This is a genomic window from Alcaligenes sp. LTN-3 (assembly GCF_059735605.1).
The window spans coordinates 569,033-593,350 of record NZ_JCAPDN010000001.1; the positions used below are offsets into that span (position 1 = coordinate 569,033).

The window sequence follows — 24,318 nt, forward strand, 5'->3', positions numbered from 1 at the left end:
TTTAGATAAAACGGGCTGGGCAAGACCAGCCCGATGGTCTTGCTGGCGGGCTTGAATCAGGCTCAAGGCCAAGCCAGTAACACGCTGCCACGAGTCAGTCCGGCCTCAATCCGGAGCGATTTTTCTTTTCTATCACACGTACTTGCTATGCCGTCATGGGCATGGGCAGGGACGGCTGCCACTCTCATAAAGGCCACACTATGTCAGTCCTTATGGATAAAACCAACGATATCAGGTGCTTGCTTGATACTGCCCTGGAAGAAAACAAAGAAACAGGCGTGTATCGCTGCCGTCGTGACATCTTCACGAATCCGGATCTGTTCGAACTGGAGATGAAGCATATTTTTGAAGGCAATTGGGTCTACCTGGCCCATGAAAGCCAACTGCCCAAGGTGAATGATTACTTCACGACCTATATTGGCCGCCAGCCTGTCGTTCTGACACGCGCTAAAGACGGTGGCTTGAGTGCCTTTATCAATGCCTGTGCTCACCGGGGCGCCATGCTGTGCCGCCGCAAACATGGCAATAAAGGCAGCTTCACCTGTCCTTTTCATGGCTGGACCTTCAATAACGCGGGCAAGTTGCTCAAGGTCAAGGACGAGAAAAACACCCAGTATCCCGAGCAGTTCAATACCGACGGCTCGCATGACTTGAAGCATGTCGCACGCTTTGAGAACTATCGCGGTTTTTTGTTTGGCAGCCTGAATCCGGATGTGGTGTCTCTGGACGAGTATCTGGGTGAAACCAAGGTCATCATCGACCAGATCGTGGACCAAGCCCCTGAAGGCCTGGAAGTGCTGCGCGGTAATTCTTCCTATATCTACGACGGCAACTGGAAGTTGCAGATGGAAAACGGGGCGGACGGCTATCACGTCAGTAGCGTGCACTGGAATTACGCCGCCACCATGGGGCGCCGCAAGGAGGGTGGGACGCAAGCGGTGGATGCGAATGGCTGGAGCAAAAGCCTGGGCGGTGTGTATGGCTTTGATTACGGCCATATCCTGCTGTGGACCAAGACCATGAATCCAACCGTGCGCCCGGTCTATGAGCACCGCGAAGAACTGAAACAGCGTCTGGGCGAGGAACGTGCCGAGTTCATCGTCAACCAGACCCGCAATCTGTGTCTGTACCCGAACGTGTATCTGATGGACCAGTTCTCTACCCAGATTCGGGTAACGCGTCCTATCAACGTGGACAAGACAGAAGTCACGATTTACTGCTTTGGCCCTAAGGGTGAAAGTGCGGAGCAGCGTGCCATCCGTATCCGCCAATACGAAGACTTTTTTAATGTCTCCGGCATGGGTACGGCAGACGATCTGGAGGAATTCCGCGCCTGTCAGGAAGGCTATGCCGCAATGGCCGCTCCCTGGAATGACTTGAGCCGAGGTGCACCCTTGTGGGTGCAAGGCCCGGACGAGAACGCTACCGCCATGGGCATGAAGCCCTTGATCAGTGGCGGGCGAAGCGAAGATGAAGGCTTGTTTGTCTGCCAGCACGAGTACTGGGCCAAGACCATGAGCCAGGCACTGAACGCAGAAAGCGGGGAGGCCTAAGCCATGAACGCGAACTATCACTCTATTTGCGCTTTTCTGTATCGCGAAGCCCGTTTTCTGGATGACCGCCAGTGGGATGAATGGTTGGAGTGCTATAGCCCTAACGTCCAATACTGGATGCCTTGCTGGGACGATGATGATCAACTGACCGAAGATCCGCACAGCGAGATTTCCTTGATTTTTTATCCCAACCGCAATGGTCTGGAGGATCGGGTATTCCGCATCAAGACCGAGCGCTCCGGTGCCTCCACGCCCGAGCCGCGTACCGCTCATATGCTCAGCAATATCGAGATTCTGGCCGAGCGTGAGGGGCAGGTGGATGTCCGCTACAACTTTTTGACACTGAACCATCGCTACCGGGTGACGGATCAATTCTTCGGCACGATTTATCTGACTTTGTCACGTCAGGAGCAGGGCTGGTTGATTGAGCAAAAGAAGGTGGTGCTCAAAAACGACTACATCCGTCAAGTGATTGATGTGTATCACATTTAAAACGGGGGGCCAGTCGTGAACAGCTATCGTATTGCGCTTAATTTTGAGGACGGCGTCACCCGTTTCGTGGACTGTGGTGAACACGAAAAAGTGCTGGATGCCGCGTATCGCCACCAGATCAATCTGCCTATGGATTGCTCGGACGGGGTGTGCGGCACCTGTAAATGTCAGGCCGAAAGTGGTCAGTATGAGCAGGGCGATGACTACATCGAAGATGCCCTGACGCAAGAGGAAGCGGACAAAGGTTTGGTTCTGACTTGCCAGATGATTCCCAAGTCGGATTGCGTGATTGCCGTGCCGATTTCATCGGGTGTGTGCAAGACCGCCGTGGCCAAGTGGCAGGGGCAGGTATCGGAATGCCGTCAGTATGAGGATGCGGCTTACGAACTGAAGATTGATGCGGCTGATGACGCCTTGCCTTTCCTGCCTGGGCAGTACGTGAACATCACGGTGCCCGGCGGGCAGGCGCATCGCTCCTATTCCTTTAGCTCTGCGCCGGGAGAGCCGCGTTTGAGTTTTCTTATCAAGCAAGTGCCGGGCGGCCTGATGAGTTCCTGGCTGGCGGCGCAGCCGCTAGGCCAGCAGGTGGAAATGACCGGGCCTTTGGGCAGTTTTTATCTGCGTCAGGTAACGCGCCCCTTGTTGTTCCTGGCCGGTGGTACGGGCTTGGCGCCGTTCTTGTCCATGCTGGAAGTCCTGGTCCGGCAAGGCTGTACTCAGCCTGTGCATCTGGTCTATGGCGTCACGCGTGATCAGGATTTGGTGATGCTGGCTGAGCTGGATTCCTACACCCAGCGTTTGCCCGGATTCAGCTACACCACCTGCGTGGTGGACCCAGAATCCCGCCACGAACGCAAAGGCTACGTGACTCAGCATCTGGATCTGGCGCATTGGTATGAAGGACAGGTGGATGTGTACCTGTGCGGGCCGCCACCCATGGTGGATGCAGTCAGCCAGTTTATTGATGCCCAAGCTCATGCTCCCGCGAATTTCTACTACGAAAAATTCATCTCCAGCCAATAAATGCATTCAAGCAGCGCCCCTTTTCGGGGCGTGCCGTGCTGGATGATTCCTATAAGGAAAGATCATGACTGCGCCTGTGCGTTTTCATCAAAAAGTGGCCATTGTGACGGGCGCGGCCCAAGGCATTGGCCGTCGCGTTGCCGAGCGCTTGCAGGCCGAAGGGGCTTGGGTGTTGGCGGTAGACCGTTCGGAACTGGTGCGGGAACTGGCCGACGAGGCGGTTTTGACGCTGGAAGTGGATCTGGAAACCGTTGAAGGTGCGCAGGCCGCGGCCCAGGCGGCACTGGATAAGTGGGGGCGTATTGATATTTTGATCAATAACGTCGGCGGTACGATCTGGACGCGTCCTTACGAACACTACACGCCGCCGCAGATCGAAGCCGAGATTCGTCGTTCTCTGTTTCCAACCCTGTGGTCCTGTCATGCCGTGTTGCCCAGCATGCAGAAGCAGGGCAGCGGGGCCATTGTGAATGTGTCCTCGATTGCGACCCGCAGCATCAACCGCGTGCCTTATGCGGCGGCCAAAGGCGGCGTCAATGCCTTGACCGCCTCCTTGGCGTTTGAGAATGCCCAGCGCGGCATTCGGGTCAATGCCGTCTCACCCGGCGGAACCGAGGCACCGCCACGGCGCATTCCCCGCAATACCCAGACCCAAGAAGATCCCCAGGAAGCGATCTGGTATCAGCAGATTGTGGATCAAACCGTGGCCAGCAGTTTGATGAAGCGTTACGGCAACCTGGATGAACAGGCCGCCAGCATTTTGTTTTTGGCCTCGGACGAGGCGTCGTATATCACCGGCACTGTCTTGCCAGTAGGAGGCGGCGATCAGGGCTGATCAAGCGATGCAGGCGGCTGGTACAGCGAATGACATCAATACAAAAAACTCCATATGGGGGAGACAAATCATGAAAACAGTAGACGTTAATGCAGTGATTGAACAGGCGCGCTTTGGGCGCTTTCACTGGATGGTGATGAGCCTGTGTGCCTTGTTGTTGATATTCGATGGTTATGACTTGTTTATTTACGGCGTGGTCTTGCCGGTGCTGATGGACGAGTGGAATTTGACGCCGGTGCAAGCCGGAGCCTTGGGTAGTTACGCCTTGTTTGGCATGATGTTTGGCGCCTTCGTGTTTGGGCCGTTGGCAGACAGGATTGGCCGTAAAAAAGGCGTGACGATCTGCTTTGCCTTGTTCAGCTTGGCCACATTTCTAAATGGCTTTGCCAGCTCACCAACCGAGTTTGGGGTATATCGCTTTCTGGCCGGCTTGGGCTGTGGGGGCTTGATGCCCAATGCCGTAGCCTTGATGAATGAATATTCGCCTAAACGTTCGCGTAGTACCTTGGTGGCGATCATGTTCAGTGGCTATTCATTGGGTGGCCTGTTGTCGGCGGCGATTGGCATCTATATGCTGCCGCGCTTTGGCTGGCAGTCCATGTTTTTCTGCGCGGCTATTCCGCTGTTGCTGCTCCCTTTTATTGTCTGGAAATTGCCGGAGTCGCTGACGTTTTTGATACGCCAAGGGCAAGAGGAAAAAGCACGTCGTATTGTGCAGGCCTTGGACCCTGAAATGGGCGTGTCTCAAGATACCAATTTGACCTTAAATGAACAGAAACAGACGGGTGTGCCCATGCTGGATCTGGTCAAAGAAGGGCGCTTGCTGGGCACCTTGATGATCTGGGTGGCGTTTTTCTGCTGCCTGTTGATGGTCTATGCCCTGGGCTCCTGGCTACCTAAATTGATGGCCAATGCGGGCTATAGCCTGGGTTCCAGCTTGTCTTTCCTGGTGGCCTTGAACTTGGGCGGCATGTTCGGTGCGATTCTGGGTGGTTGGCTGGGGGATCGTTTCAGCTTGCCTAAAGTGGTCGCCTGGTTCTTCCTGGTGTCGGCGGTGTCCATTACCTTGCTGGGTTTCAAGAGCCCGACTCTGGTGCTGTATGTGTTGATCGTGATTGCTGGTGCCACCACCATTGGTACGCAGATCCTGCTGTACGCCAATACGGCACAGTTTTACCCCCTGTCCATGCGTTCCTCGGGCTTGGGCTGGGCGTCAGGCGTGGGGCGCATCGGTGCCATTGCTGGGCCTTTCCTGGGCGGCACGCTGATGGCGGCCAAGTTGCCCTTGCAGATGAACTTCATGGCCTTTGCTGTGCCGGGTGTCGTGGCGATGTTGGCTTTCCTGGTGTTTATGGTGTCGTTACGTCAGGCAGGCAAAATGTCGCTGACTGCGGTGGCGTAATAATAGAGGTAAAGCCTGAATCAGGATCCTGTTAAAGCCACCTGAAGGGCTGGAAGTCAAAAAGTGAGTCAATAGCATAATGAGTTGATAGGCTTATTACCTGTGCTTTGTTATGCTTTGACTTTTACTTTCGGGGAGGTCTATATGTTCAAGTGGCTAGCCGTGGTGATGCTATCTGTCTTTATGGTTGGATGCGCTGCGCGTGTTGATTACAACCGGAAGTCGATAGATTTAGCCATTGGGATGAATAAATCGGAAGTGCGAGCCGTAATGGGCGAGCCACGTCGCACAGATGTAAATGAGGATCGCGAGCGCTGGATTTTCTGGAACCCGGCGATTATCGGCTTTACGCCTATTGATAATGAAACTCTTGCGCAAGACCGTTTAGTGGTGACTTTCGTAGAGGGGAAAGTGACTCGTTGGGGTAATCAGACCTATATAGACGATGCCGCTGAGATTAGTCGGAAGACGATGGAAAACTCCATGACTCTGATTAAAGAGACACAAAAAACAGCACAATAAACTGTTTGCTGGATTCTTTATAAACCCGCCTTGGCGGGTTTTTTGCTTTATGGTAGTTGTATTTTGGGGACACCCATATAGCCGAAGAGGTAGTGCTGGTTAAAACAGTGCTTTTGTCGACGGGTATACTCTTTGGTTTCGTTAAAGTAGGGCTGACATCCTGTCGAGAAGCCCCTAGAGGTATTTAGGTTTGCCATGAGTTCTAATGTGTTCTGGTTGTTTTTACCCGCCTGTTTTGCCCTGAATATGGCCTTTGGTCCCAATAATCTGCTGTCCATGACGGTAGGGGCCAAGCAAGGGATATCGACTGCCCTGGTGGCGGCTATGGGGCGTCTGGTCGCTTTTGCCATCATGATTGTGGTGGCAGCCTTGGGGATGGGAACCTTGTTGATGGTCTCGGAAACGGCCTTTACCGTGGTCAAGTTCGCGGGGGCGGCATACTTGATTTGGCTGGGCATTAAGGTGCTGCGTGCCAGTGGTAAATCGTCCGCTGAACAAACAAAACTGGACAAGAGTGATGTCTGGGGTTTGGTACGCCAGGAGTTCTTCGTGGCGATGGGTAACCCTAAAGCCATTCTGATCTTCACCGCTTTTTTCCCGCAGTTTGTGGATATGAATAATTATTGGTCCAGCTTCCTGACACAGGGCGTGATTTTCCTGCTGCTGGAAGTGATCGCGATTGCCGCCTATGCTTATGTGGGCACGCGTCTGTCAGGTGTGATGCAAAATGCGCGTGGCCTGCGTTGGGTGAACCGTATTAGCGGCAGCATGATGATAGGTTTTGGTGTGATCCTGGCCATGGCCCGACGTTCCTGATGCGGCAGGCCCGTCCAGACCTGTGAAAAAGAGCTCTCCTTGCGAGAGCTTTTTTTATGCCTATCACCGGTCTGGCAAGGCCAAGTCTCATGTTTTTATGGGTGTTTTTAAATTCAATACAAAGAACTTGAAAAATCCCCTGTTGCTGTGTGAAGAGCCTGTTTTGCTTGTGTTTCTATTTGTACAGGGTAAACACTGAATATGCTGTTTAATGCTTGAAGTTTGTAATTTTTTTGTTAGGATAAAAATTCGTTCTAGGCTTTTTTATTACCTAAATGGCAGGAGGCTTGGAGATGAATGATATGCCCATGAACTGGCCCAGTGATTTCCCGAGTAAACACGATTCAATATAAACCTTCCAAGAACAGCGGAGACCATTAAGCAGCCAGGCCGCCCTATGGGCGGCTTTTTCATTGGTGCACAAGAGTTCTGGTTTTTATAGTGATGTATTTTAAGGTTTGCCCTGTCGTTTATTGATAATATTCCAATGCTGAATTGCCTATGACAGGGAATCCCCACTGGGCTACCTTAAATTATGGTTTATTGCGCTTGGTGGCTTGAAATAATACGGAGCAGAAAAAGAATGAATGGTGTCAAGACCTTGTTTGTTTTATGTTTTCCCCTGCTTCTTGGCGCTTGCTCCAGTATCGCCGTTAATTATTATAGCGACCCCGAAGGAGCCACTGTCGTTTGCAATGGCAGCGTCTATGGTGAGACCCCACTGACCATTCGCTATGCGCTTAGCGATGACGATAAGCGCCTAGGGGTTCTTTATACAGACTCTTGTTATGCGCAGTGGCTCAGTGGATACCGGGTCTCGTATAGCAATCGGGTGCACCTTCCCCGGATTCCGGTTTTTGGCTATCAAATGGCCAAACGTCCCCTGGGAGACGGTTATGCACAGGACGCGGATTATGGTTTGCGGGTGCAGACCTTGCGGCAACTGCGGGCGCAACAAGAAGAAAACCGTAGATTGATGCAAGACCAACTTCGGGAGCAGCGTAAAACCAATTGCCTGCTGGAGGGGAAATCAAAATGCTAGTGCTCCCTTGGGCAGGTATTAACTTGTAATATGGCCTCTGACTAAACGTGATCAAGGGGTTTTCAGACTTGTTCTGATGGGCCGTACCTACTGTTGGCCTTTCCATGGGCTGTGGGTGTCACGATGGCAACTGGCTGTGAAATTGTGTAGCTGACGGCTGTGCATGGCGGATTCATAGCCTTGTTGCGCGTACACAAGTCCGTCAGGGCCTATGCTATTTTTCTCTCTTTCCCTTTTCTGATTGATTCAGCCTTGCCACGTTCATCTGCTATCTCTTCTCGTCGTATCACTATCCGCGATGTCGCCAAAGCGGCAGGGGTGTCGTTGACCACTGTCTCGCATGCCTTGAATGACAGAGGTGTGGTGGACCCACTGACACGTGCCAAGGTCAAGCAGATCGCGGCTGATATGGGCTACCGGCCCAATGTGCGGGCGCAGCGTTTGCGCTCGGGGGCGGCCAACAGCATAGCGCTGGTATCGTCCATGCCGTTTGCTGTGTCGGGCGGTGTGTCGCGTTTGGGTTTCATGATGGAAGTGGCGGGGATTGCGGCCGAAGCGGCCATGAGGCGCGGTCTGGCTCTGGTGTTCGTGCCCCCCTTGGAAAATGCCCAGGCCTTTTTGGAGGGGCTGGATATTGATGGGGCGATTTTGTTGGAGCCCATGACGGATGATCCCAATGTGCGCTTATTGCAGGAGCGTGGCGTGGCTTTGGTGTCGATTGGGCGTCAGGGTGGCACTGCGGACAGCATTCCCTTTATTGATCTACAGTCCACCGCAACCGCGCATTTGCTGTTGAACCATTTGTGGGAACAGGGGCGGCGACGTATTGCTTTGGTGCAAAGCAGCGCCGCGCGAGACTCTTATGCCAGTCATAAAAAGGCCTACGAGAACTTCGCCGCCGCGCACGCCATGCCGGTGCGCTATATGCAGGTAGAGGAAAGCTTGGGTGAAGCGGGTGGGTTTGATGCCTGCACTCGGCTTTTGGCACAGTATCCCGATACGGATGCCTTATGTGTGCCTGTGGATGCTTTCGCGGTGGGCGCTTTGGCCGCGGTCCAGCAAGCCGGTTTGCGCGTCCCGCAAGATGTGATGATTGCGACCCGTTACGACGGTTTGCGTGCTCGTACCGCAGAACCCGCTCTGACCGCTGTGGATCTGCATCTGGAACAAGTGGCGACCTTGGCGGTAGAGCTGCTGTTTGAGCATTTGTCGGGCGATAAGAGCCGCCTGTCGGCGTTGGGCCCAAAGCCGGAGCTAAGGGCCCGTGCCTCTACACAGTTGGATGTTTAAGTCAGCATAACGGCAAGACCGGAGACGGTCGCAAATATCAGAACCCCAATACGCAGACGGCGTTGATCCAGCCTGTGATGAACCAGGCTGCTTAATCCCATGCCTAATAACAATGCGGGCAGGCATAAAACGGCGTAGCTCAGGTGGGACCACTTCAGTGCGCCGGAGATGCCCAGCACGAGCAGCGAGATCACTTCCCCCACCAGAAAGCACAAGGCGACGGTTGAGCGCAGAGTCGCGACGGGGGCATGCTGGTACACCAGAGCCAAGGGTGGGCCACCAATACCGGTTGCGGTTTCAGTGATGCCGGTGACCAGGCCTGTGGCAATAAACGCTTTTTTACCGGGCGTGAAGCTGGGTGCCAGCACTGAAGCCAGCACCGCGAGCAAGGTGCTGATGCCGACAAATTGGTTTAACCAGTAAGTCGATAGCACCAGCAAAATCCCCAAACCGGCAAATGTCCCCGCAAAACGTCCGACGGTGATCCAGCCCGCACCGGTGCGATCAATCCCCTCGCGTTCACGCCAGGCAACATAGGCATTCAGTGGCAGCATCAGGAACAACAGGGCGCCGGGTATGGCTTCGGGATGAACCAAAGCCAACACCGGAACCACAATCAGGGCAAAACCCATGCCGCTGGCTCCCTGGATAAAGGCACCTGCCAACACGGCGGCAAAAGCAATCAGCAAACCAGCCGTCATGCCAAGGCCTTTTCTTGTGCTGCGCGACGAGCCAGGTGCTCGGTAGACGGCGCATGCAGTTTGCGGATGTCTGATTGCGCGACCGCATGACGAGCCAACTCACGCACTTCTTCCAGCAAGGGCAGGGGATCCCAATCTACGGGCTGGCCTTGCCAGAGGCGCAGCTTGCCTTGGACCACCACAGCCCGGATCTGATCGCGGGCGGCAATCCGAACCAGCTCCCAAGGCAGATCCCAGGAAGGCGTCATTTCAGGCACCTGCAGGTCAAGCACCAGGAAGTCAGCTTGCGCACCCACTCGAATCTGCCCAGTTTGAGTACCCAGGCCCACGACCTCGGCACCGCCACGGGTTGCCATGTCCAGCCAGGTCCAACCCGCGCCGCAAGAGGAGTCGCCCACCATCATGCCGAAGGCAAAGCGTTGTGCGGCCTCGCCATAATCCATCATGCGGAAGGCATCGCTGCGAGTGCCGTCCGTCCCCATGCCCAGACGGATGCCTTGAACACGCATGGCTTCGGCAGGAGCGACGGCATTGCCTTTCCAGGCGCTGGCAACTGGGTTGTAGGAAACGGCGGCATTCAAGTCGGCCAGCAGACGGACTTCGCTGGGGGTGACCAAGGTGGCATGGGCCAGCAAGGAGGCCGAGCCCAGGGCACCGATATGAGCCAGATGCTCGATCGGGCGGCGGCCATGAGCATTCAGGGAACGTTCCACCGCGACCAGATGCTCGTTGGCATGGGTCTGGAATACCCGACCGGCTTCTTCGCTCATGGAGTAGATACGATGCAACATGGCATCACTGGCGGCTTCGGGAATAGAGATGGCCAGTGAAGGGCTGATCAAAGCATGGTGCTCCCATTGCTGGAGGTGGGCCTGGGCGCGAGCCACAATAGGCTCGGCGTCCAAAAGTACCGCGCTGTGTTTGTCGTTGCAGATCAGGCCCAGAACGCAGCGTAGGCCTACGTCAGTGGTGGCTTGCACAATCGCGTCCAGATCCTCGGATGAACGAGTGCCCGCATCACAAACCGTGGTGAATCCACCCCGCAAGGCTTCCAGGGCAGACAGCTTGCTGGACGCATACAGATGGCGGGCATTCAAAGTGCTTTCCAGCGGCACCCAGACGCGGCGGAAAATCTCCGAAGGCTCGCCATATACCAGCGACTTCCCATAAGACTGAGTGACGTGATGGTGTGCATCCACAAAGCCGGGCATCAGCAAATGGCCGGGTAAGCTCAGGCGCGGCAGCCCGGGGTGACGGGAGGCAATTTCTTCCACCGTGCCAATATCGCTGAAGCGACCTTCTTCAATCAGCACAGCGTGTCCGCTGACGGGGCCTTGCGGTAACAAGAGATGTTCAGGCTCCAGAATGCGGGCCTGAGCCAGCTCATGGGATTGGAATAAAGAAGCGTGATTCATGGCACAGCTCATCAAGAATGTTGAAGGGGGGCGGTTTTGGGGGAACGCTGGCCGACGTGAATGAACAGATAGTTCAGGACAGCCGCCGTCAGAGCGCCCATGGCAACGCCGTTGGACAAGAGCAAACGCAGTTGCGAAGGAAGTTGGTCGTAGATGCCGGGGACAACGATGGGCAGCAAGCCCACGGCCAAGGCCGTGGCAACCACATACATGGCGGCATGACCGCGCAGGTCTACTTTGCGCAACATATCTATGCCCATGGTGCCCACGATGGCAAAGACCACCAGGCCGGTTGCGCCAATGACAGAGGCTGGGATGACGCTGATCAGCGCGGACAGGGGCGAGAACACACCAAACAGAATCAGGAACAGCCCACCTACCGCCGTGACATAGCGGGAACGCACTTGGGTGGCGCGGATGATGCCGATGTTCTCGCCGCTGGTAATGATCAGCGAGGTCCCGAAAATGCCACCCAGCAAAGACGCCAGTCCGTCGCCACGGATCGTATTGGGGACTTGCGCCTGTTGCTCGGCTTCCCCTTCTTTGCCTAGGACTTCATTCAAGGCAATGGTCTGGCCAGTGGCTTCAACCATGGAAATCAAGGTGAACAGCAGCAGCGGCAAAGCGGCAATCAGATCAAACTTGGGAGGGCCAAAGGGGAAGGGGGACGGCAGGGCCAACAGTGAGCCGCTGCCCACACCGCTCAAGCTGATGTCGCCCATCAAGGCAGCGGACAAGGCGCCCACCATCAAGCCCAGCAAGATAGCCAACTGGCGGCACATTCCCTTGAGCAAACGGGCAAACAGCACCGTAGACGCAATAGTGATCAGGGCCAGCAGCAAATTGTCGGTATTGCCGAAATTGGCCGTACCGGGCGTGCCGGCAATCAGCTTGCCGGAGATCTGCGCCAGGTTGATGGCAACCAGCAAGAGCATGATGCCGATCACCAGCGATGGGAAATAACGCAAAAAGCGTTTGAAGATAGGGACGATCAGGAAGTACAGCAGGGCGGACAGAATCACCGCGCCCGAGGCGGTGGGCAGATCGGTTTGTTGTGCGATCAAAATGAACAAGATGATGGGCGCGCCACCGGGCAGCATCACAAAAGGCAGCTTGGCGCCTATGCCGGCCGGACCGAAGGATTGGATCAAGGTGCCTATGCCACAAACCAGAAAAGTGGCGCTAAGCAGTTCAGTGGTCAGTGCCGTATCAAAGCCTAGGGCCTTGCTCATCAAGAACACAGCCGCGATGGGTGAGGCGGCCATGACCAATACGTGTTGCAGTCCGAAGGCAATCATGCGCTGGGGGGAGTACAGCTCATCCACTTGCGCAGTGGGGGTGTCTTTCATCCGTGTCTCCTGTGCTGCGTTGCTAGTCTCTCAAGAGCCTGCCGCAGCCTTTTGGTTTTTGTTGCGTGATAAGTAAAACGATTTGGTTTTGAATTCTACGTTCAACCAAAACGTTTTGGTAGTGTATTTTGGCCTTTCCGAAAAGTCGATGTTGAAATCAAATAAGGATTATTTCGCTACGCTGAAATAGCCTGTTGAAGGCAGAGGCAGAGGCAGAGGCAGAGGCAGAGGCAGAGGCAGAGGCAGAGGCAGATGTGGAGGTCAGGCAGCTCGCAGTGAGCTAGAGGCTGCGTTTGTTAGCGTGGTTCAAGGCCAGCACTTCTATGTGTCCTAGCAAGCCGGATGAGGGTCGCTTAGCAGGGAACCAAGCGATCTGATGTAGAGGCAGGAAGTGGCATGAGGAGAGCCGAAGTCATCAGAGACTTGGCCATAGTGGGTATGGAAAACGGTAGGGGGAGGGGCCGTGAAGCGTAGACGACACGAAAGAGCGTCTGAACAGTGGGGATGGCTCACCCTTCAAGCAGTCAGGCACGACCGCCCAAAGGATGTTTTTACGTAACAGGCGTCAATCCACGATGTAGAGCTTGGCGCCTGTCTGGGTGGAGGAACGATGCGGTTCGGCATTGTCGGCCACATGATAAGACTGGCCCGGCTCCAGGGTGAAGCGACGTCCGTCTTCTAGTTCTGTCTCCAGCGTGCCCTCCAGGCACAACAACATATGGCCTTTTACACACCAGTGATCGGCCAGATAACCGGGGCTGTATTCCACCATGCGTACGCGAATGGGGCCAAATTGCTGGGTGCGCCACAAGGCCATGCCTGTTTCGCCTTTGTGTTCAGTGGGAGTAATGTCGGACCAGTTAACGGTGCAAAAGGGTAAGTTCTGAATATCCATGCTCGTGGCTCGCTTGAAGGGATGATGGTCATAGTAGGCCTGTTTGCGGGGCCTGGTTTGTCTCCTTAGTATTTTGTCTTGATACAGGCAATTTCAATTTAGAAATTTGCTGACGGCACAAACGCGCAAAGATCAGGAATACTCGCGCTCAACAGGGGCTCTTCATGGCTCTTGTATTAATAAAAGGGGAAGCGTATGAGTCTGTCTCAATCATTATTATCTGCACACCATCGTCGACGCTGGAGCGTGTTGGCCGCTGCCTTCTTGCTATCGGCGTGCAGTAGTTTGCCTGAGCAGTCGGCACAGCGTGAGGCGGTATTGGCCTCAGTACCGCAAACAGCCTCAACCTTGGGTACGCAGTGGGGAGAGGGGCGCGAGTCACGAGCCTACGCTGTTCCAGCCCAACGCGTCGAGCCGCAGCGCGATGAGCTGCAATTGGCTTATTCCGATGAGCGCAGTATTCGCCAGGCGTTGGGACAGAACCTGGATGCCCAGCGCAGCATCTTGCTCGATCAAGGCAAGGTGGAGCTGTCTATCCATGATGGACGCGACAGGCCTTTGACTATTTACAGCCGCATTGGGCAGAAGAACTATCAATTGGCAGGCAAATCAGGCGAGCGTTACGTCCTGGTCTATACCAATCGCAGCGCGACGCCTTATGAAATCATTGCCACGGTAGATGGTCTGGATGTCTTGTCGGGAAAGGCGGGTAGCCGCAGCCATAATGGCTATCTCTTGCAGGCAGGGGCCGTGTTGCGCATCGAAGGCTTTCGTAAAAGTGCTGATGAAGTGGCGGCGTTTCGTTTCTCTCCCAAGGACCGGGCTTATGCCGCAAACAGCCTGGCGGGTGATACACGCAATATCGGTGTGATCGGTACGGTGCTTTACGAAGTGCGCCCGGTGACTCCGGCTCAACCTGCCGTGCAGTCGCCCAATCCTTTTCCTGCCGATAAGAGCGGTGGACACTACGCGCCCCCACCACGGTACTAAGGCTTGATCGTTTCTTTCTTTTGATTGGTATGAGCGCTCTTGTCATCGCGGTTCAGTTCGAACAGCACTGAGAGAGGCTGCGGGGTGGTCAAACATCCGTTTTAGCGGATCTGTCATTAAGGCTGGGCTAAAATCGCTTTTTCAGTTGTGTTCTTGGAGAGGGTATCGACATGAGTGGCTCCTTTACTTTTGTGATGGTGTTGGCGTTTCTGGCTGTGGTCGTGGTGATGGCAGGGGTCAAAGTTGTGCCCCAGGGCCAGCAATGGACGGTTGAGCGTTTTGGTCGCTACACCCGCACTCTGACGCCAGGCCTGTCTTTGCTGGTGCCTTTTATGGACCGCGTGGGCCGCAAACTCAAAATGATGGAGTCTGTGCTGGATGTGCCTTCACAAAGTGTGATTTCCCGCGACAACGTGGCTGTGACAGCGGACGGTGTGGTGTTTTATCGTATCGACAATGCGGCCCAGGCAGCCTATGAAATTGATCACCTGGAACTGGCTATTGTGAATCTGACGACCACGAACCTGCGTTCGGTTCTGGGTTCGATGGAACTGGATCATATGTTGTCCAACCGCGAAGTCATTAACGATCGTTTGCTGGCGGCAGTGGATGCGGCCACCACACCTTGGGGAGTGAAAGTCACCCGTGTGGAAATCCGCGATTTGAATATGGCGCCCGAGTTGCAAGAAGCCATGAATCTGCAGATGACGGCAGAGCGCCATCGTCGTGCAGCCGTGACCAAGGCCAGCGGCCAGAAAGAAGCGGAAGTGCTGCAAGCCGAAGGTGAAAAGCAAGCGGCCGTGTTGCGTGCTGAAGGTGAAAAACAAGCCGCTATCTTGCGTGCCGAAGCACGTGAGCGTGAAGCCGAGGCCGAAGCCCGTGCAACCCGCGAAGTGTCTGACGCCATCAAGAGTGGTGACGTTCAGGCCTTGCAATACTTTGTCGGCCTGAAGTACGTGGAAGCCTTGCGTGATGTGGGTACGGGTCCTAACAGCAAGCTGGTGCTGATGCCTTTGGAGGCTAGCGGCATTACGGGTGCGGTGGCGGGCGTGACCGAGCTGCTCAAGACCACCGGCAGCAAGCTGGGACAAAGCTAAGTGAATAGCTGGGGGAGCTGATCTTGTCGTTCATTTTTGATTCCTTCTGGTATTGGTTGGTGTCTGGCGTCGTGCTGATCGCTGCCGAGGTCGTGATCTCCGGTGTCTATTTGCTTTGGCTGGGTCTGGGAGCCTTGACGGTGGGCTTGTTTGCGGCTGCCTGGCCGGATGCCCCCAACTGGTTGCAGTGGTTGATTCTGGCTGTTGCCATGCTGGGATGGGTCGTGGTCGGTGTGCGTTGGCAGCGGCGCAGCCGGGCCAATCAGCCTGACATTGTCAATACCGGCTTGAGTGCTTACGTTGGCGCCCATGCGCAGGTCAGCGAAAGTTTTGTGAGTGGCCGTGGGCGTATTCGGCTTAACGATAGTTATTACAGTGCCACTGCGACCCAGAATCTGGAACAGGGCGCTGCAGTTGTGGTGTTGGCAGTGGACGGCGCTGAAATGCGTGTTCAGGCTGTTGAGCAAGATAAGTAGTAGGGTGTAAGAACAATGATGAACAATCGTTACGGCAAGCTGGCTTCCTTGGTGTATCACCTGGACAAGCCAGTAGGACGCTCTTTCGGGGATGTGGAGTACTACCTGGAGCGTTTGCATGGCACAAGCGGGCCAATTCTGGAGCCCGCAGTAGGCACAGGCCGCATTTTGATTCCCTTGCTGCAAGCAGGGCTGGATGTCAGCGGCTTCGATCTGTCCCAGGAAATGCTGGATTACTGCCAGCGTGAACTGGAACTGCGGTCTTTGAACTCGCCGCTTCAACTGGCAGGGTTTACGGATTTCACGGCAGATCGTCTTTTGGAGGCGATCGTGGTGCCGGCCGGCTCTTTTCAACTACTGGATTCGTTTGAGCAAGGCATGGCCGCGCTGCGCCGTTTTCATGCGTGCTTGAAGCCAGGTGGACGGCTGTTGCTGGATCTGGACCCGGTGGCGGCGATTGTGAATGTGCAGCCCGGAATGCGGACCTGGTCGGCACCGCCGCATGGGCTGATTACCCTCAATGCCACTGCTCTGGATAAAGATTACTGTGCCCAGGTAAGCCGTGAAATGCATCGCTACGAATTATGGGAGCATGGTGTCTTGCTGGAAACCCAACTGGAACAGTTCTCGCTACGTTGGTGGGGCGTTCAGGAACTGCGCATGGCGCTGGAGCAGTTGGGCTTTGGTGAGATTGTTATCTCCGGCGGGTATCAGTATGGCAAGACGCCTCAGGATACGGACGGGATTATTTCCTTTGAAGCGCGCAAGCTGTAAGGCTGAGGCTGAGCTTGGTGCCAGTAATCGTATTAGTGTGGTGACTAAGGTGGGCACTGTGTCTGCTAGGGACAAAGGTATAGGCCCATACGTGAATGCTGGTGCTGCACCAGCAATGACAGGGCCGCAAGCTGGATTCGGGTGTCGGGTTATTTCAGCCCTGTCCGCTTTCATACTGGCTCTACTGCCTGTATTCAGTCCCGCCGCACAAGGGCTGAGCCTGACGCAAGATGAGCAAGGCTGGGTTTATGTGAATGAAAAGGGCGCAGCAGTGTTACGGCCCTTCATTTACGACAATGGCCCTGATTATTTTGAAGAAGGTCTGGCCCGTTTCGTCGCCAAGGGGAAGATGGGTTTTCACGATCAATCCCTGAAAGTCTGGATACCGGCGCGTTACGATTTCGCCTTTCCTTTTGTGCATGGTAAAGCCAAGGTTGGCATGAACTGCAAGCTCATCCCTGAAGGCGAGCACCGCTCGGTTCGATGTCAGCATTGGGAAACCATTGCCAATCCTTTGATTGCATTACAAGATCAGCCTGAGAACTAGCCTGTACACAGTACACTGCAGGACAGAACTTATCCGGAGAGCACGATGAAGAAATGGGGAATCTTGGGACTGGTTGGCGTTTTGTCTGCTTGCGCGAATCAAGCCTCGACACAGCCACCCGTGGGTATGGCCAACCCGGCTTCGGCTTATTGCGTGGAGAAGGGTGGGCGATTGGAGATCGTCAATACACCAACGGGGCAAGTGGGCATGTGCACCTTGCCGGATGGTACGGTGATTGAGGAGTGGGAGCTGATGCGTCGTGACCACCCTTCAGCAAAGTCCTGAAGCCAAAGAGTAAAAGCCAGCGAAAAGCTGGCTTTTTTGTCAGCGTTCGATGCGGACTTCAAAGTACGCTTCAGACTCGCCCAGATCGCGAAAGCCGTCACTCATGGCGCGCGTGGCAGCGGCAATCCATTTCTTGGCCAGGGCAATGTCCTCGCCGGATAACTCCGTCTCTGCCGTTTCTTCGGCCAATTGCCAGGCTCGATAGGCCTGGACCACAGCCTCCGGGCCTTGCATGACTTTTTCTAAGCTGCGGCGAAAACGCTCCTCAGCCTCGCGGCGGCCGCGTTCGGTGATATCGGAAGGAGCGTCGTGCAAAGTAATGGTATAGGACATGATGCTTCTTTTTTGCTGTATGGATGAACAGTAATTTAGCATGCCTTTTTATCTTGAGCCAGATTTTTGTGATATCTGCAGCATGAATTGTTAGTTCGCTTCTTTGACGTTTTTGTGCTGCTGGAACCAGGTCGCACGGTTGCTGGGCTCTGGCCGACTGCCCAGCGTTGATGTTCTACCAGGGACTACCCGTTCTAGCCCGTGGGTATACTGTTCCAAACAGATTTCCGCTCTCTTTTTTTCATTGCCGAGGTTCAGGGTGCAGCTTGTCGTGATTGGCAGTATTACCGTTGATATTGTGGTCTCTGGCATGCCAGCCGAGCTGGCGCGTGGTGACAAGCAGGAAGTGGGTTCGATCGACTTGTATCCAGGCGGCGGTGCACTAAATGCGACAGCCAGTTTTATGGAGCAAGGCGAGTCGGTTCGACTCTTGGGGGCGCTGGGTCGAGATGGCCTAGGCGGCTGTTTGCGAACCCATATTGAGCAACTAGGTATTGATGTCAGCAGTATGCAGCGCTGCCCTGATCAACCTACAGGTAAAGCCATTGTTCTGGTAGGGCCTTCCGGAAGTGCTTCGGTGCTGGCCCGACGAGGTGCCAATGCCTGCTTGCGTGTTCAGGCTCAAGATCTGCAAGCAGACTTGATCTACGTGGCCCCTGTTGCCTTGCAGCCTATGGAAAGTTTGGCGCAGGCCTTAGCTGAAAGAAGCGAGACGTCAGCTTGTTTAGTGGTCAATCCCAGTGTGGCTTGTTTGCAGCATCAAGGACTTGGATTTCAGCAAGTTTGCGCGCGGGCCGATGTGCTCGGTTTAAATGCAGTAGAGGCCCAAATGTTGGCAGGTGTTAAGAACACCGATATTGAGCTGGAGTTATCCATTCATCAAGCGTGCGAGCTGGCCACGCGTTTGCAACATCATCCCCAACAAGCTGTGCTGATTACCTTGGGTGTGCAGGGGGCGGTATTGGCTTTTAATGGACAACATTATGTGCAGCCTGCCAGTAAAGTCATGGTGCGTTCAACAGTTGGGGCCGGGGATGCGTTTCTGTCCAACTTTGCCTTGGCCTGGAAACGGGGGCTGAAACCGCTAGAGGCCCTGGATTTGGCCAACCAGGCAGCGGCAGCAAGGTTGGAACAGTGGGCGGCCAATACGTTTCCGCCTATGTTCGGGCAAAGCGCGGATGACGTTCTGGCTTGGTGAGTATTGAATAAAAGAACACAGTAAAAACAATCGCAAAGGAAGGGGAGATGGCTGTCACTGTCATTATTGTCGGTTTATATCTACTGGTGATGGTTTTACTGGGCATCACACTCTGTCATACCCGTCCCAAGACATGGAAACGTGATACGGCTTTATTAATGGTTACGCCCTTGGCAGTCCCCGTGGTTTACGCAATTTTTACCGTCTTCAGTGGATAGAGCGCAGACGCGAAGTGTCTGTGCAGAGGCTGTTGTTCCATGTTGCGAGCTTGTTTGCTGCAGAAATACGCTCGTGTGGCTCGAGCCTGGTCTTTGTGTCTGTGCTGTACGGGATCTTGACAATCGTTGACTTCATGTTCTGAGGAGGGGCAGTTACCATGGTTTCAAGCTTGTTTTAGTTGAAATTTCAGGATGTGCGCCATGATTACTACCTTGAATCTGATCGATTATGTACCAGTGGTATTAATGCTGGCTGGTTGCGGGATCCTGGGCTTTATTTTGCTGTCTTTCTGTCTGCATCGCTCATAAATTGCGCCGGGCATTGTCTTACTTTGTCATAAAACCCGGTTACTTACGCGTGATTTCAACTTCTTCTTTTACTTAACGTGTTGCTTTTGCTGCACGCATGCCATTGCTCACTTTTCCTATCTAACAAGTGTAGTAAGCTATTTCCACGATCTGTTTCGCGTCCAGCGCCTGAAAGCTTTTTCTAGCTTGCGTTAACAGCAGACGCTGCTTGGTCAATCATCGTGTCAAATGACAAACCAGGCCTTAGCAAACATCAGGTCAAGGAGAAGGAAATCATGTTTTTCCGCTTAGTTTCTGCTTGTGCAGGCTCTTTGATGTTATCGGCATGCGCCAGCTCCAGCCAAACGAGCACTGCGCCAGCGACCCAGGCTAACTTGGCCTCGCTTTTTTGTCAGAGCATGGGCGGACAAACCATTGTTCACGAAAGTGAGCGTGGCGCTTATGGAACCTGTTTGATGAAAGATGGCTCGGAGTCTGAGGAATGGGCCTTTTACCGTAGCTGGTATCCCCGCATGGACTGAATTCTTTGCCAAATGTGGTTTTTTTGTGGTGTTACCGCACCGCGATCGTGGGCGAAGGTGATAAACTTAGCCAATCAAATGTGTTATTTGGGAAGTAGAATCTTATGAACTCAACGCGAACTACCCGTCGGCAAGTCTAGCCGTGGCCGCGTAGCGTTTCGTTTGCTTTCCAAGAACGTTCAATTCAAAAGCGCGGCTTTTTCAAGGCCGCGTTTTTTATTTCAGGAAGTGTTATGGTCCGAATCACACTGCCCGATGGCTCCCAGCGAGAGTTTCAGGGCCCGGTTTCCGTCAGCGAAGTGGCGAACTCGATTGGTACTGGCCTGGGCCGTGCCGCCCTGGCAGGCCGTGTCGGCACGCCAGGTACCGAGTCGCGTCTGGTGGACACCTCGTATGTGATCGACCAGGACAGCCATTTGGCCATCATCACTGCCAAAGATGCGGATGGTCTGGATTTGATTCGTCATTCCACCGCCCACTTGCTGGCTTATGCCGTCAAGAGTCTGTTTCCGGATGCTCAGGTCACGATTGGCCCGGTGATTGACAACGGCTTTTACTACGACTTTTCCTACAAGCGCGCCTTTACGCCCGAGGATCTGGAAGCCATTGAGAAGAAAATGGCAGAATTGGCCAAGAAAGACGAAGTGGTCACTCGCGAAGAATGGCTGCGTGATGATGCTGTTGAGTTTTTCAAGAGTATTGGCGAGGACTACAAGGCAGAGATTATTGCCTCTATCCCGTCCAACGAGCCCATCAGCCTGTACCGCGAGGGCGACTTTATCGACTTGTGCCGTGGCCCTCATGTGCCATCTACTGGCAAGCTGAAAGTGTTCAAGCTCATGAAAGTGGCCGGCGCTTACTGGCGTGGCGACAGCAATAACGAAATGCTGCAACGCATTTACGGCACTGCCTGGGCGACCAAGGAAGATCAGCAAGCTTACCTGACCATGCTTGAAGAGGCCGAGCGCCGCGACCATCGTAAACTGGGCCGCGAGCTGGATCTGTTCCACTTCCAGGAAGAAGCTCCCGGTCTGATTTTCTGGCACCCCAAGGGGTGGGTGATCTGGCAACAGGTCGAGCAATATATTCGCCGCGTCTATCAGGACAATGGCTATCAGGAAGTAAAAGCGCCGCAAATTCTGGATTTGTCGCTGTGGAAGAAAACGGGCCACTGGGACAACTATGCTGAAAACATGTTCACGACCGAGTCGGAAAATCGTGTGTATGGCTTAAAACCCATGAACTGCCCCGGCCATGTGCAAATCTTCAACTCCGGTTTGCATTCCTACCGTGAACTGCCGATCCGTTACGGCGAGTTCGGTCAATGCCATCGCAACGAACCTTCGGGTGCCTTGCACGGCATGATGCGTGTGCGCGGTTTTACACAAGATGACGGTCACATTTTCTGTACCGAAGATCAGCTGCAAGACGAGTGCGCGGCCTTTACGGCTCAGTTGCAAGCCGTGTATGCGGACTTCGGCTTTACCGAGATTTTGTATAAAGTGGCCACTCGTCCTGAAAAACGCATCGGTGACGATGCGGTCTGGGACAAGGCTGAACAAGCCCTGATCGAAAGCTTGCGCCGTACTGGTTGCGAGTTCGAGATCTCTGAAGGCGAGGGCGCTTTCTATGGTCCGAAGATTGAATACACACTGAAAGATGCCATTGGCCGTCACTGGCAGTGCGGCACTATCCAGGTGGACTTCTCCATGCCAGCGCGTTTGGGCGCCGAGTATGTGGATGCCCAGGATCAGCGTCGCGTGCCAGTGATGTTGCACCGTGCTATTTTGGGTTCTTTCGAACGTTTTATCGGCATGCTGATTGAAAACCACGCTGGTGCCTTGCCGGCCTGGTTGGCTCCAGAGCATGTGGTGGTATGCTGCATTTCTGAAGGTTCAGCTGATTACGCCCAGTCCGTAGCGCAAAACCTGAAGAAAATGGGGTTCCGTGCCTCCTCTGATTTGCGTGGTGAAAAAATCACTCGTAAAATTCGTGAGCACAGTATGCAAAAAGTGCCCTATATTCTTGTCGTGGGTGAAAAAGAGCGTGAAAATGGCGCAGTGGCCGTACGCGCGCGTGGTGGCGTGGACTTGGGCGTCATGCCAATAGCCGATTTTTCAGCACGATTGAAGCAAGAGATCGATAGCCGTCAGTAAAACAGAAACGCTATCGTTTTTATCGACATTTTTAGGAGTTTTCGACATCGCAACCGAGAAAAAACATCGCATCAATGGTGAAATTCGTATTCCAGAGGTGCGACTCATTGGAGTCGAGGGTGAGCAGCTAGGTATCGTCAAGGTGCCTGACGCCTTGGCAATGGCAGAACAACATGATGTGGACTTGGTGGAAATCGCCCCTACGGCTGCACCACCGGTTTGTCGTCTGATGGATTACGGCAAATTCCGTTATCAGGAACAGAAGCGCCAACAAGAAGCCAAGGCCAAGCAGAAAGTCATTCAGATCAAGGAAGTCAAGTTCCGTCCCGGCACGGACGAAGGAGACTACCAGGTCAAGCTGCGCAATGTGAAGCGTTTCATCGATGATGGCGATAAAGTCAAGGTGACTTTGCGTTTCCGTGGTCGTGAGATGGCGCACCAGGAATTGGGGATGCGTGTGCTGGAGCGGGTTCGCGACGAAGTCAGCGAAATCTGTCAGGTTGAAGCAATGCCCAAGTTGGAAGGCCGTCAAATGGTCATGGTCTTGGCGCCTCGCAAGAAAGCGTCCTGATACTTTTGCACGATGCTGCCTGGATCCGCCCAGGAGCATTATGCGTCGCTCGACTCACTCCCAAGTGGTGAGTCGAGCGCAATCGCCTTTGCAGCTCGGCTGCAAAGGCGTTTTTCTCTAGGTGTGATATGCACGTTTTATTCATCATTGATCCTTTGCCCAGCCTGTCGGCTTACAAGGATTCCTCCGTTGCCATGATGCGTGCATTTTTGGCGCGTGGTCATCGCGTCAGCGTCACATTGCAGTCTGATTTGTATATTTCCCAAAGCCGGGTTCGTACACGTAGTCAGGCTGTAAGCATTGCTGCCGATGCCGATTTGCGTGCGACTTCGTGGTGGACACACCCCGAACCTGCGACCGAGCAGGAGTTGAATGCCTTTGATGCGGTCATCATGCGTAAAGACCCGCCTTTCGATATGGAATATTCCTATTCCACGCATTTGCTCAGCTTTGCGCAGGAGCAGGGGGCCAAGGTCTTCAATTCGGGCGCAGCCATTCGTAATCACCCTGAAAAACTCGCGATTACCGAATTTCCAGAATTTACCCCACCCACTTTGGTCACCCGTGACATGGCCCGCCTGCGTGCCTTTCACCAGGAGCATAAGGATGTGATCGTCAAACCACTGGATGGTATGGGCGGCATGGGTATTTTCCGTCTGCAAGATCCAGAGCCCAATTTGGGCGCCATCCTGGAAACGCTGACGGCGAATGGTACGCAAACCATTATGGCGCAGCGCTACATCCCGGAAATCGTCAAGGGTGACAAACGCATCCTGATTATCGATGGTGAACCGGTGCCTTATGCCTTGGCACGTATCCCCTTGGCAGGTGAGACGCGCGGCAACCTGGCTGCAGGTGGTCGAGGGGTTGCCCAAGCTTTGTCCGAACACGACTGGCATATTGCTCGTACCCTGGGCCCTGTACTGGCCGCTCGTGGTTTGCTGCTGATCGGTCTGGATGTGATTGGTGACTACGTCACGGAGATCAACGTGACCAGCCCAACCTGTTTTGTTGAAATCACGGACCAGACAGGCTTTGACGTTGCGCAGCGTTTTGCCCAGGCCGTCGAACAAGCGACGGGACGCGCGTGATTCGCCTTGCCTTGATCATGCATGAGCCTCTGGCCAGTGCGTTTGCCAGTTGTGCCGAGCACGTCTTGGGTGAAAAGCCCGATCTGTTTGTCTTTGACATACAGGCCGACGAATGCACCGATACAGCGGTAGATCGCTTGCTGGAGCGGTTGCACACACAAGCGCCGGACGCATTGGCCACGCTGATCCTGTGTGATCTGTACGGTGCCACACCCTTTAATGTGGCCCGGCGGGTTCAGCAAGCTTTGCAAGATCAAGGACAGGGCGCTTATTTATTGACTGGCACCAATATGTGTATGGTGTTGAAAGCCTTGACCGAGCGACGTGACAATCCTGAGCAGTTCGCCCAGGATGTCATGGCAGGCGCATTGCGTGGCATTGTTCACGCAGACTGCCATTGCTAATTTGAATGTTCAT

The 24,318-nt window shown here is 54.3% G+C and carries 26 protein-coding genes; 21 read left to right on the top strand and 5 right to left on the bottom strand.

Annotated elements, in window-relative coordinates:
* Positions 1–200 precede the first annotated feature (200 nt).
* From AC6I6N_RS02795 to AC6I6N_RS02835, 9 genes are all read left to right on the top strand, one after another.
* Positions 201–1,553 (top strand): Rieske 2Fe-2S domain-containing protein, encoded by a 1,353-nt coding sequence (locus AC6I6N_RS02795; RefSeq protein ID WP_497943182.1) that lies wholly within the window; start codon positions 201–203, stop codon positions 1,551–1,553.
* Between the two features lie 3 nt (positions 1,554–1,556).
* Positions 1,557–2,045: a benzoate 1,2-dioxygenase small subunit gene (benB, locus tag AC6I6N_RS02800; RefSeq protein WP_125278045.1), complete on the top strand. Its 489-nt coding sequence runs from the start codon at positions 1,557–1,559 to the stop codon at positions 2,043–2,045.
* A gap of 15 nt (positions 2,046–2,060) precedes the next feature.
* Positions 2,061–3,068, top strand: a complete 1,008-nt coding sequence (benC, locus tag AC6I6N_RS02805) for a benzoate 1,2-dioxygenase electron transfer component BenC (RefSeq protein ID WP_497943184.1) — start codon at positions 2,061–2,063, stop codon at positions 3,066–3,068.
* Between the two features lie 64 nt (positions 3,069–3,132).
* Complete coding sequence (locus tag AC6I6N_RS02810; RefSeq protein ID WP_108727415.1) at positions 3,133–3,903, top strand: 1,6-dihydroxycyclohexa-2,4-diene-1-carboxylate dehydrogenase; 771 nt, start codon at positions 3,133–3,135, stop codon at positions 3,901–3,903.
* A 70-nt stretch (positions 3,904–3,973) separates the two neighbouring features.
* Positions 3,974–5,305, top strand: a complete 1,332-nt coding sequence (locus AC6I6N_RS02815) for an MFS transporter (protein WP_249462286.1) — start codon at positions 3,974–3,976, stop codon at positions 5,303–5,305.
* Between the two features lie 144 nt (positions 5,306–5,449).
* Positions 5,450–5,827, top strand: coding sequence for a cell envelope protein SmpA (locus tag AC6I6N_RS02820; protein ID WP_108728705.1), 378 nt, complete (start codon positions 5,450–5,452; stop codon positions 5,825–5,827).
* A 195-nt stretch (positions 5,828–6,022) separates the two neighbouring features.
* On the top strand, positions 6,023–6,643 hold the full coding sequence (locus AC6I6N_RS02825) for a LysE family translocator (protein ID WP_497943189.1): 621 nt from the start codon (positions 6,023–6,025) through the stop codon (positions 6,641–6,643).
* A gap of 583 nt (positions 6,644–7,226) precedes the next feature.
* Positions 7,227–7,685 (top strand): PEGA domain-containing protein, encoded by a 459-nt coding sequence (locus tag AC6I6N_RS02830; RefSeq protein ID WP_166727120.1) that lies wholly within the window; start codon positions 7,227–7,229, stop codon positions 7,683–7,685.
* 252 nt (positions 7,686–7,937) lie between these two features.
* Positions 7,938–8,975, top strand: a complete 1,038-nt coding sequence (locus AC6I6N_RS02835; protein ID WP_094198335.1) for a LacI family DNA-binding transcriptional regulator — start codon at positions 7,938–7,940, stop codon at positions 8,973–8,975.
* Here AC6I6N_RS02835 and AC6I6N_RS02840 read toward each other — a convergent pair.
* The 4 genes from AC6I6N_RS02840 to AC6I6N_RS02855 form a co-directional block, all read right to left on the bottom strand.
* Entirely contained in the window at positions 8,972–9,676 is a 705-nt protein-coding gene (locus tag AC6I6N_RS02840) for a sulfite exporter TauE/SafE family protein (protein ID WP_094196564.1), read from the bottom strand. The two genes, AC6I6N_RS02835 and AC6I6N_RS02840, sit on opposite strands and share 4 nt — an antisense overlap.
* Complete coding sequence (locus AC6I6N_RS02845) at positions 9,673–11,091, bottom strand: amidohydrolase family protein (RefSeq protein WP_094196565.1); 1,419 nt, start codon at positions 11,089–11,091, stop codon at positions 9,673–9,675. Before AC6I6N_RS02845 ends, AC6I6N_RS02840 begins: the two co-directional genes overlap by 4 nt.
* Before the next feature lie 11 nt (positions 11,092–11,102).
* Positions 11,103–12,440, bottom strand: a complete 1,338-nt coding sequence (locus tag AC6I6N_RS02850; protein WP_094196566.1) for a uracil-xanthine permease family protein — start codon at positions 12,438–12,440, stop codon at positions 11,103–11,105.
* A gap of 565 nt (positions 12,441–13,005) precedes the next feature.
* A complete protein-coding gene (locus tag AC6I6N_RS02855; RefSeq protein ID WP_094196567.1) occupies positions 13,006–13,335 on the bottom strand; it encodes a DHCW motif cupin fold protein in 330 nt (109 codons plus the stop codon).
* A gap of 195 nt (positions 13,336–13,530) precedes the next feature.
* On the opposite strand from AC6I6N_RS02855, the gene AC6I6N_RS02860 reads away from it, so the two are divergent.
* The 6 genes from AC6I6N_RS02860 to AC6I6N_RS02885 all read left to right on the top strand — a co-directional run bounded on the left by AC6I6N_RS02860 (position 13,531) and on the right by AC6I6N_RS02885 (position 17,504).
* A complete protein-coding gene (locus tag AC6I6N_RS02860) occupies positions 13,531–14,325 on the top strand; it encodes a hypothetical protein (protein ID WP_376912898.1) in 795 nt (264 codons plus the stop codon).
* Between the two features lie 170 nt (positions 14,326–14,495).
* Positions 14,496–15,422: an SPFH domain-containing protein gene (locus AC6I6N_RS02865; protein WP_094196568.1), complete on the top strand. Its 927-nt coding sequence runs from the start codon at positions 14,496–14,498 to the stop codon at positions 15,420–15,422.
* A 23-nt stretch (positions 15,423–15,445) separates the two neighbouring features.
* On the top strand, positions 15,446–15,898 hold the full coding sequence (locus tag AC6I6N_RS02870) for an NfeD family protein (RefSeq protein WP_094196569.1): 453 nt from the start codon (positions 15,446–15,448) through the stop codon (positions 15,896–15,898).
* 15 nt (positions 15,899–15,913) lie between these two features.
* A complete protein-coding gene (locus AC6I6N_RS02875; RefSeq protein ID WP_094196570.1) occupies positions 15,914–16,672 on the top strand; it encodes a class I SAM-dependent methyltransferase in 759 nt (252 codons plus the stop codon).
* The gene (locus AC6I6N_RS02880) at positions 16,653–17,219 is read left to right on the top strand and encodes a WG repeat-containing protein (RefSeq protein ID WP_321277721.1); all 567 of its coding nucleotides are present in this window, start codon (positions 16,653–16,655) and stop codon (positions 17,217–17,219) included. Before AC6I6N_RS02875 ends, AC6I6N_RS02880 begins: the two co-directional genes overlap by 20 nt.
* A gap of 45 nt (positions 17,220–17,264) precedes the next feature.
* Complete coding sequence (locus AC6I6N_RS02885) at positions 17,265–17,504, top strand: putative hemolysin (protein ID WP_094196571.1); 240 nt, start codon at positions 17,265–17,267, stop codon at positions 17,502–17,504.
* Between the two features lie 39 nt (positions 17,505–17,543).
* On the opposite strand, the gene AC6I6N_RS02890 is transcribed toward AC6I6N_RS02885, so the two are convergent.
* Positions 17,544–17,837: a hypothetical protein gene (locus AC6I6N_RS02890; RefSeq protein WP_003800394.1), complete on the bottom strand. Its 294-nt coding sequence runs from the start codon at positions 17,835–17,837 to the stop codon at positions 17,544–17,546.
* A gap of 271 nt (positions 17,838–18,108) precedes the next feature.
* Here AC6I6N_RS02890 and AC6I6N_RS02895 point away from each other — a divergent pair, with 271 nt between their 5' ends.
* From AC6I6N_RS02895 to AC6I6N_RS02920, 6 genes are all read left to right on the top strand, one after another.
* Complete coding sequence (locus tag AC6I6N_RS02895) at positions 18,109–19,035, top strand: carbohydrate kinase family protein (protein WP_497943200.1); 927 nt, start codon at positions 18,109–18,111, stop codon at positions 19,033–19,035.
* A gap of 841 nt (positions 19,036–19,876) precedes the next feature.
* The gene (locus AC6I6N_RS02900) at positions 19,877–20,083 is read left to right on the top strand and encodes a putative hemolysin (protein ID WP_257504845.1); all 207 of its coding nucleotides are present in this window, start codon (positions 19,877–19,879) and stop codon (positions 20,081–20,083) included.
* Between the two features lie 233 nt (positions 20,084–20,316).
* On the top strand, positions 20,317–22,239 hold the full coding sequence (gene thrS, locus AC6I6N_RS02905) for a threonine--tRNA ligase (protein WP_094196574.1): 1,923 nt from the start codon (positions 20,317–20,319) through the stop codon (positions 22,237–22,239).
* A 46-nt stretch (positions 22,240–22,285) separates the two neighbouring features.
* Positions 22,286–22,810 (top strand): translation initiation factor IF-3, encoded by a 525-nt coding sequence (infC, locus tag AC6I6N_RS02910; protein WP_094196575.1) that lies wholly within the window; start codon positions 22,286–22,288, stop codon positions 22,808–22,810.
* Positions 22,811–22,938: 128 nt separating this feature from the next.
* A complete protein-coding gene (gene gshB / locus AC6I6N_RS02915) occupies positions 22,939–23,901 on the top strand; it encodes a glutathione synthase (protein ID WP_094196576.1) in 963 nt (320 codons plus the stop codon).
* Positions 23,898–24,305, top strand: a complete 408-nt coding sequence (locus AC6I6N_RS02920; RefSeq protein WP_094196577.1) for a PTS sugar transporter subunit IIA — start codon at positions 23,898–23,900, stop codon at positions 24,303–24,305. Before gshB ends, AC6I6N_RS02920 begins: the two co-directional genes overlap by 4 nt.
* The last annotated feature ends 13 nt before the right edge of the window (positions 24,306–24,318 follow it).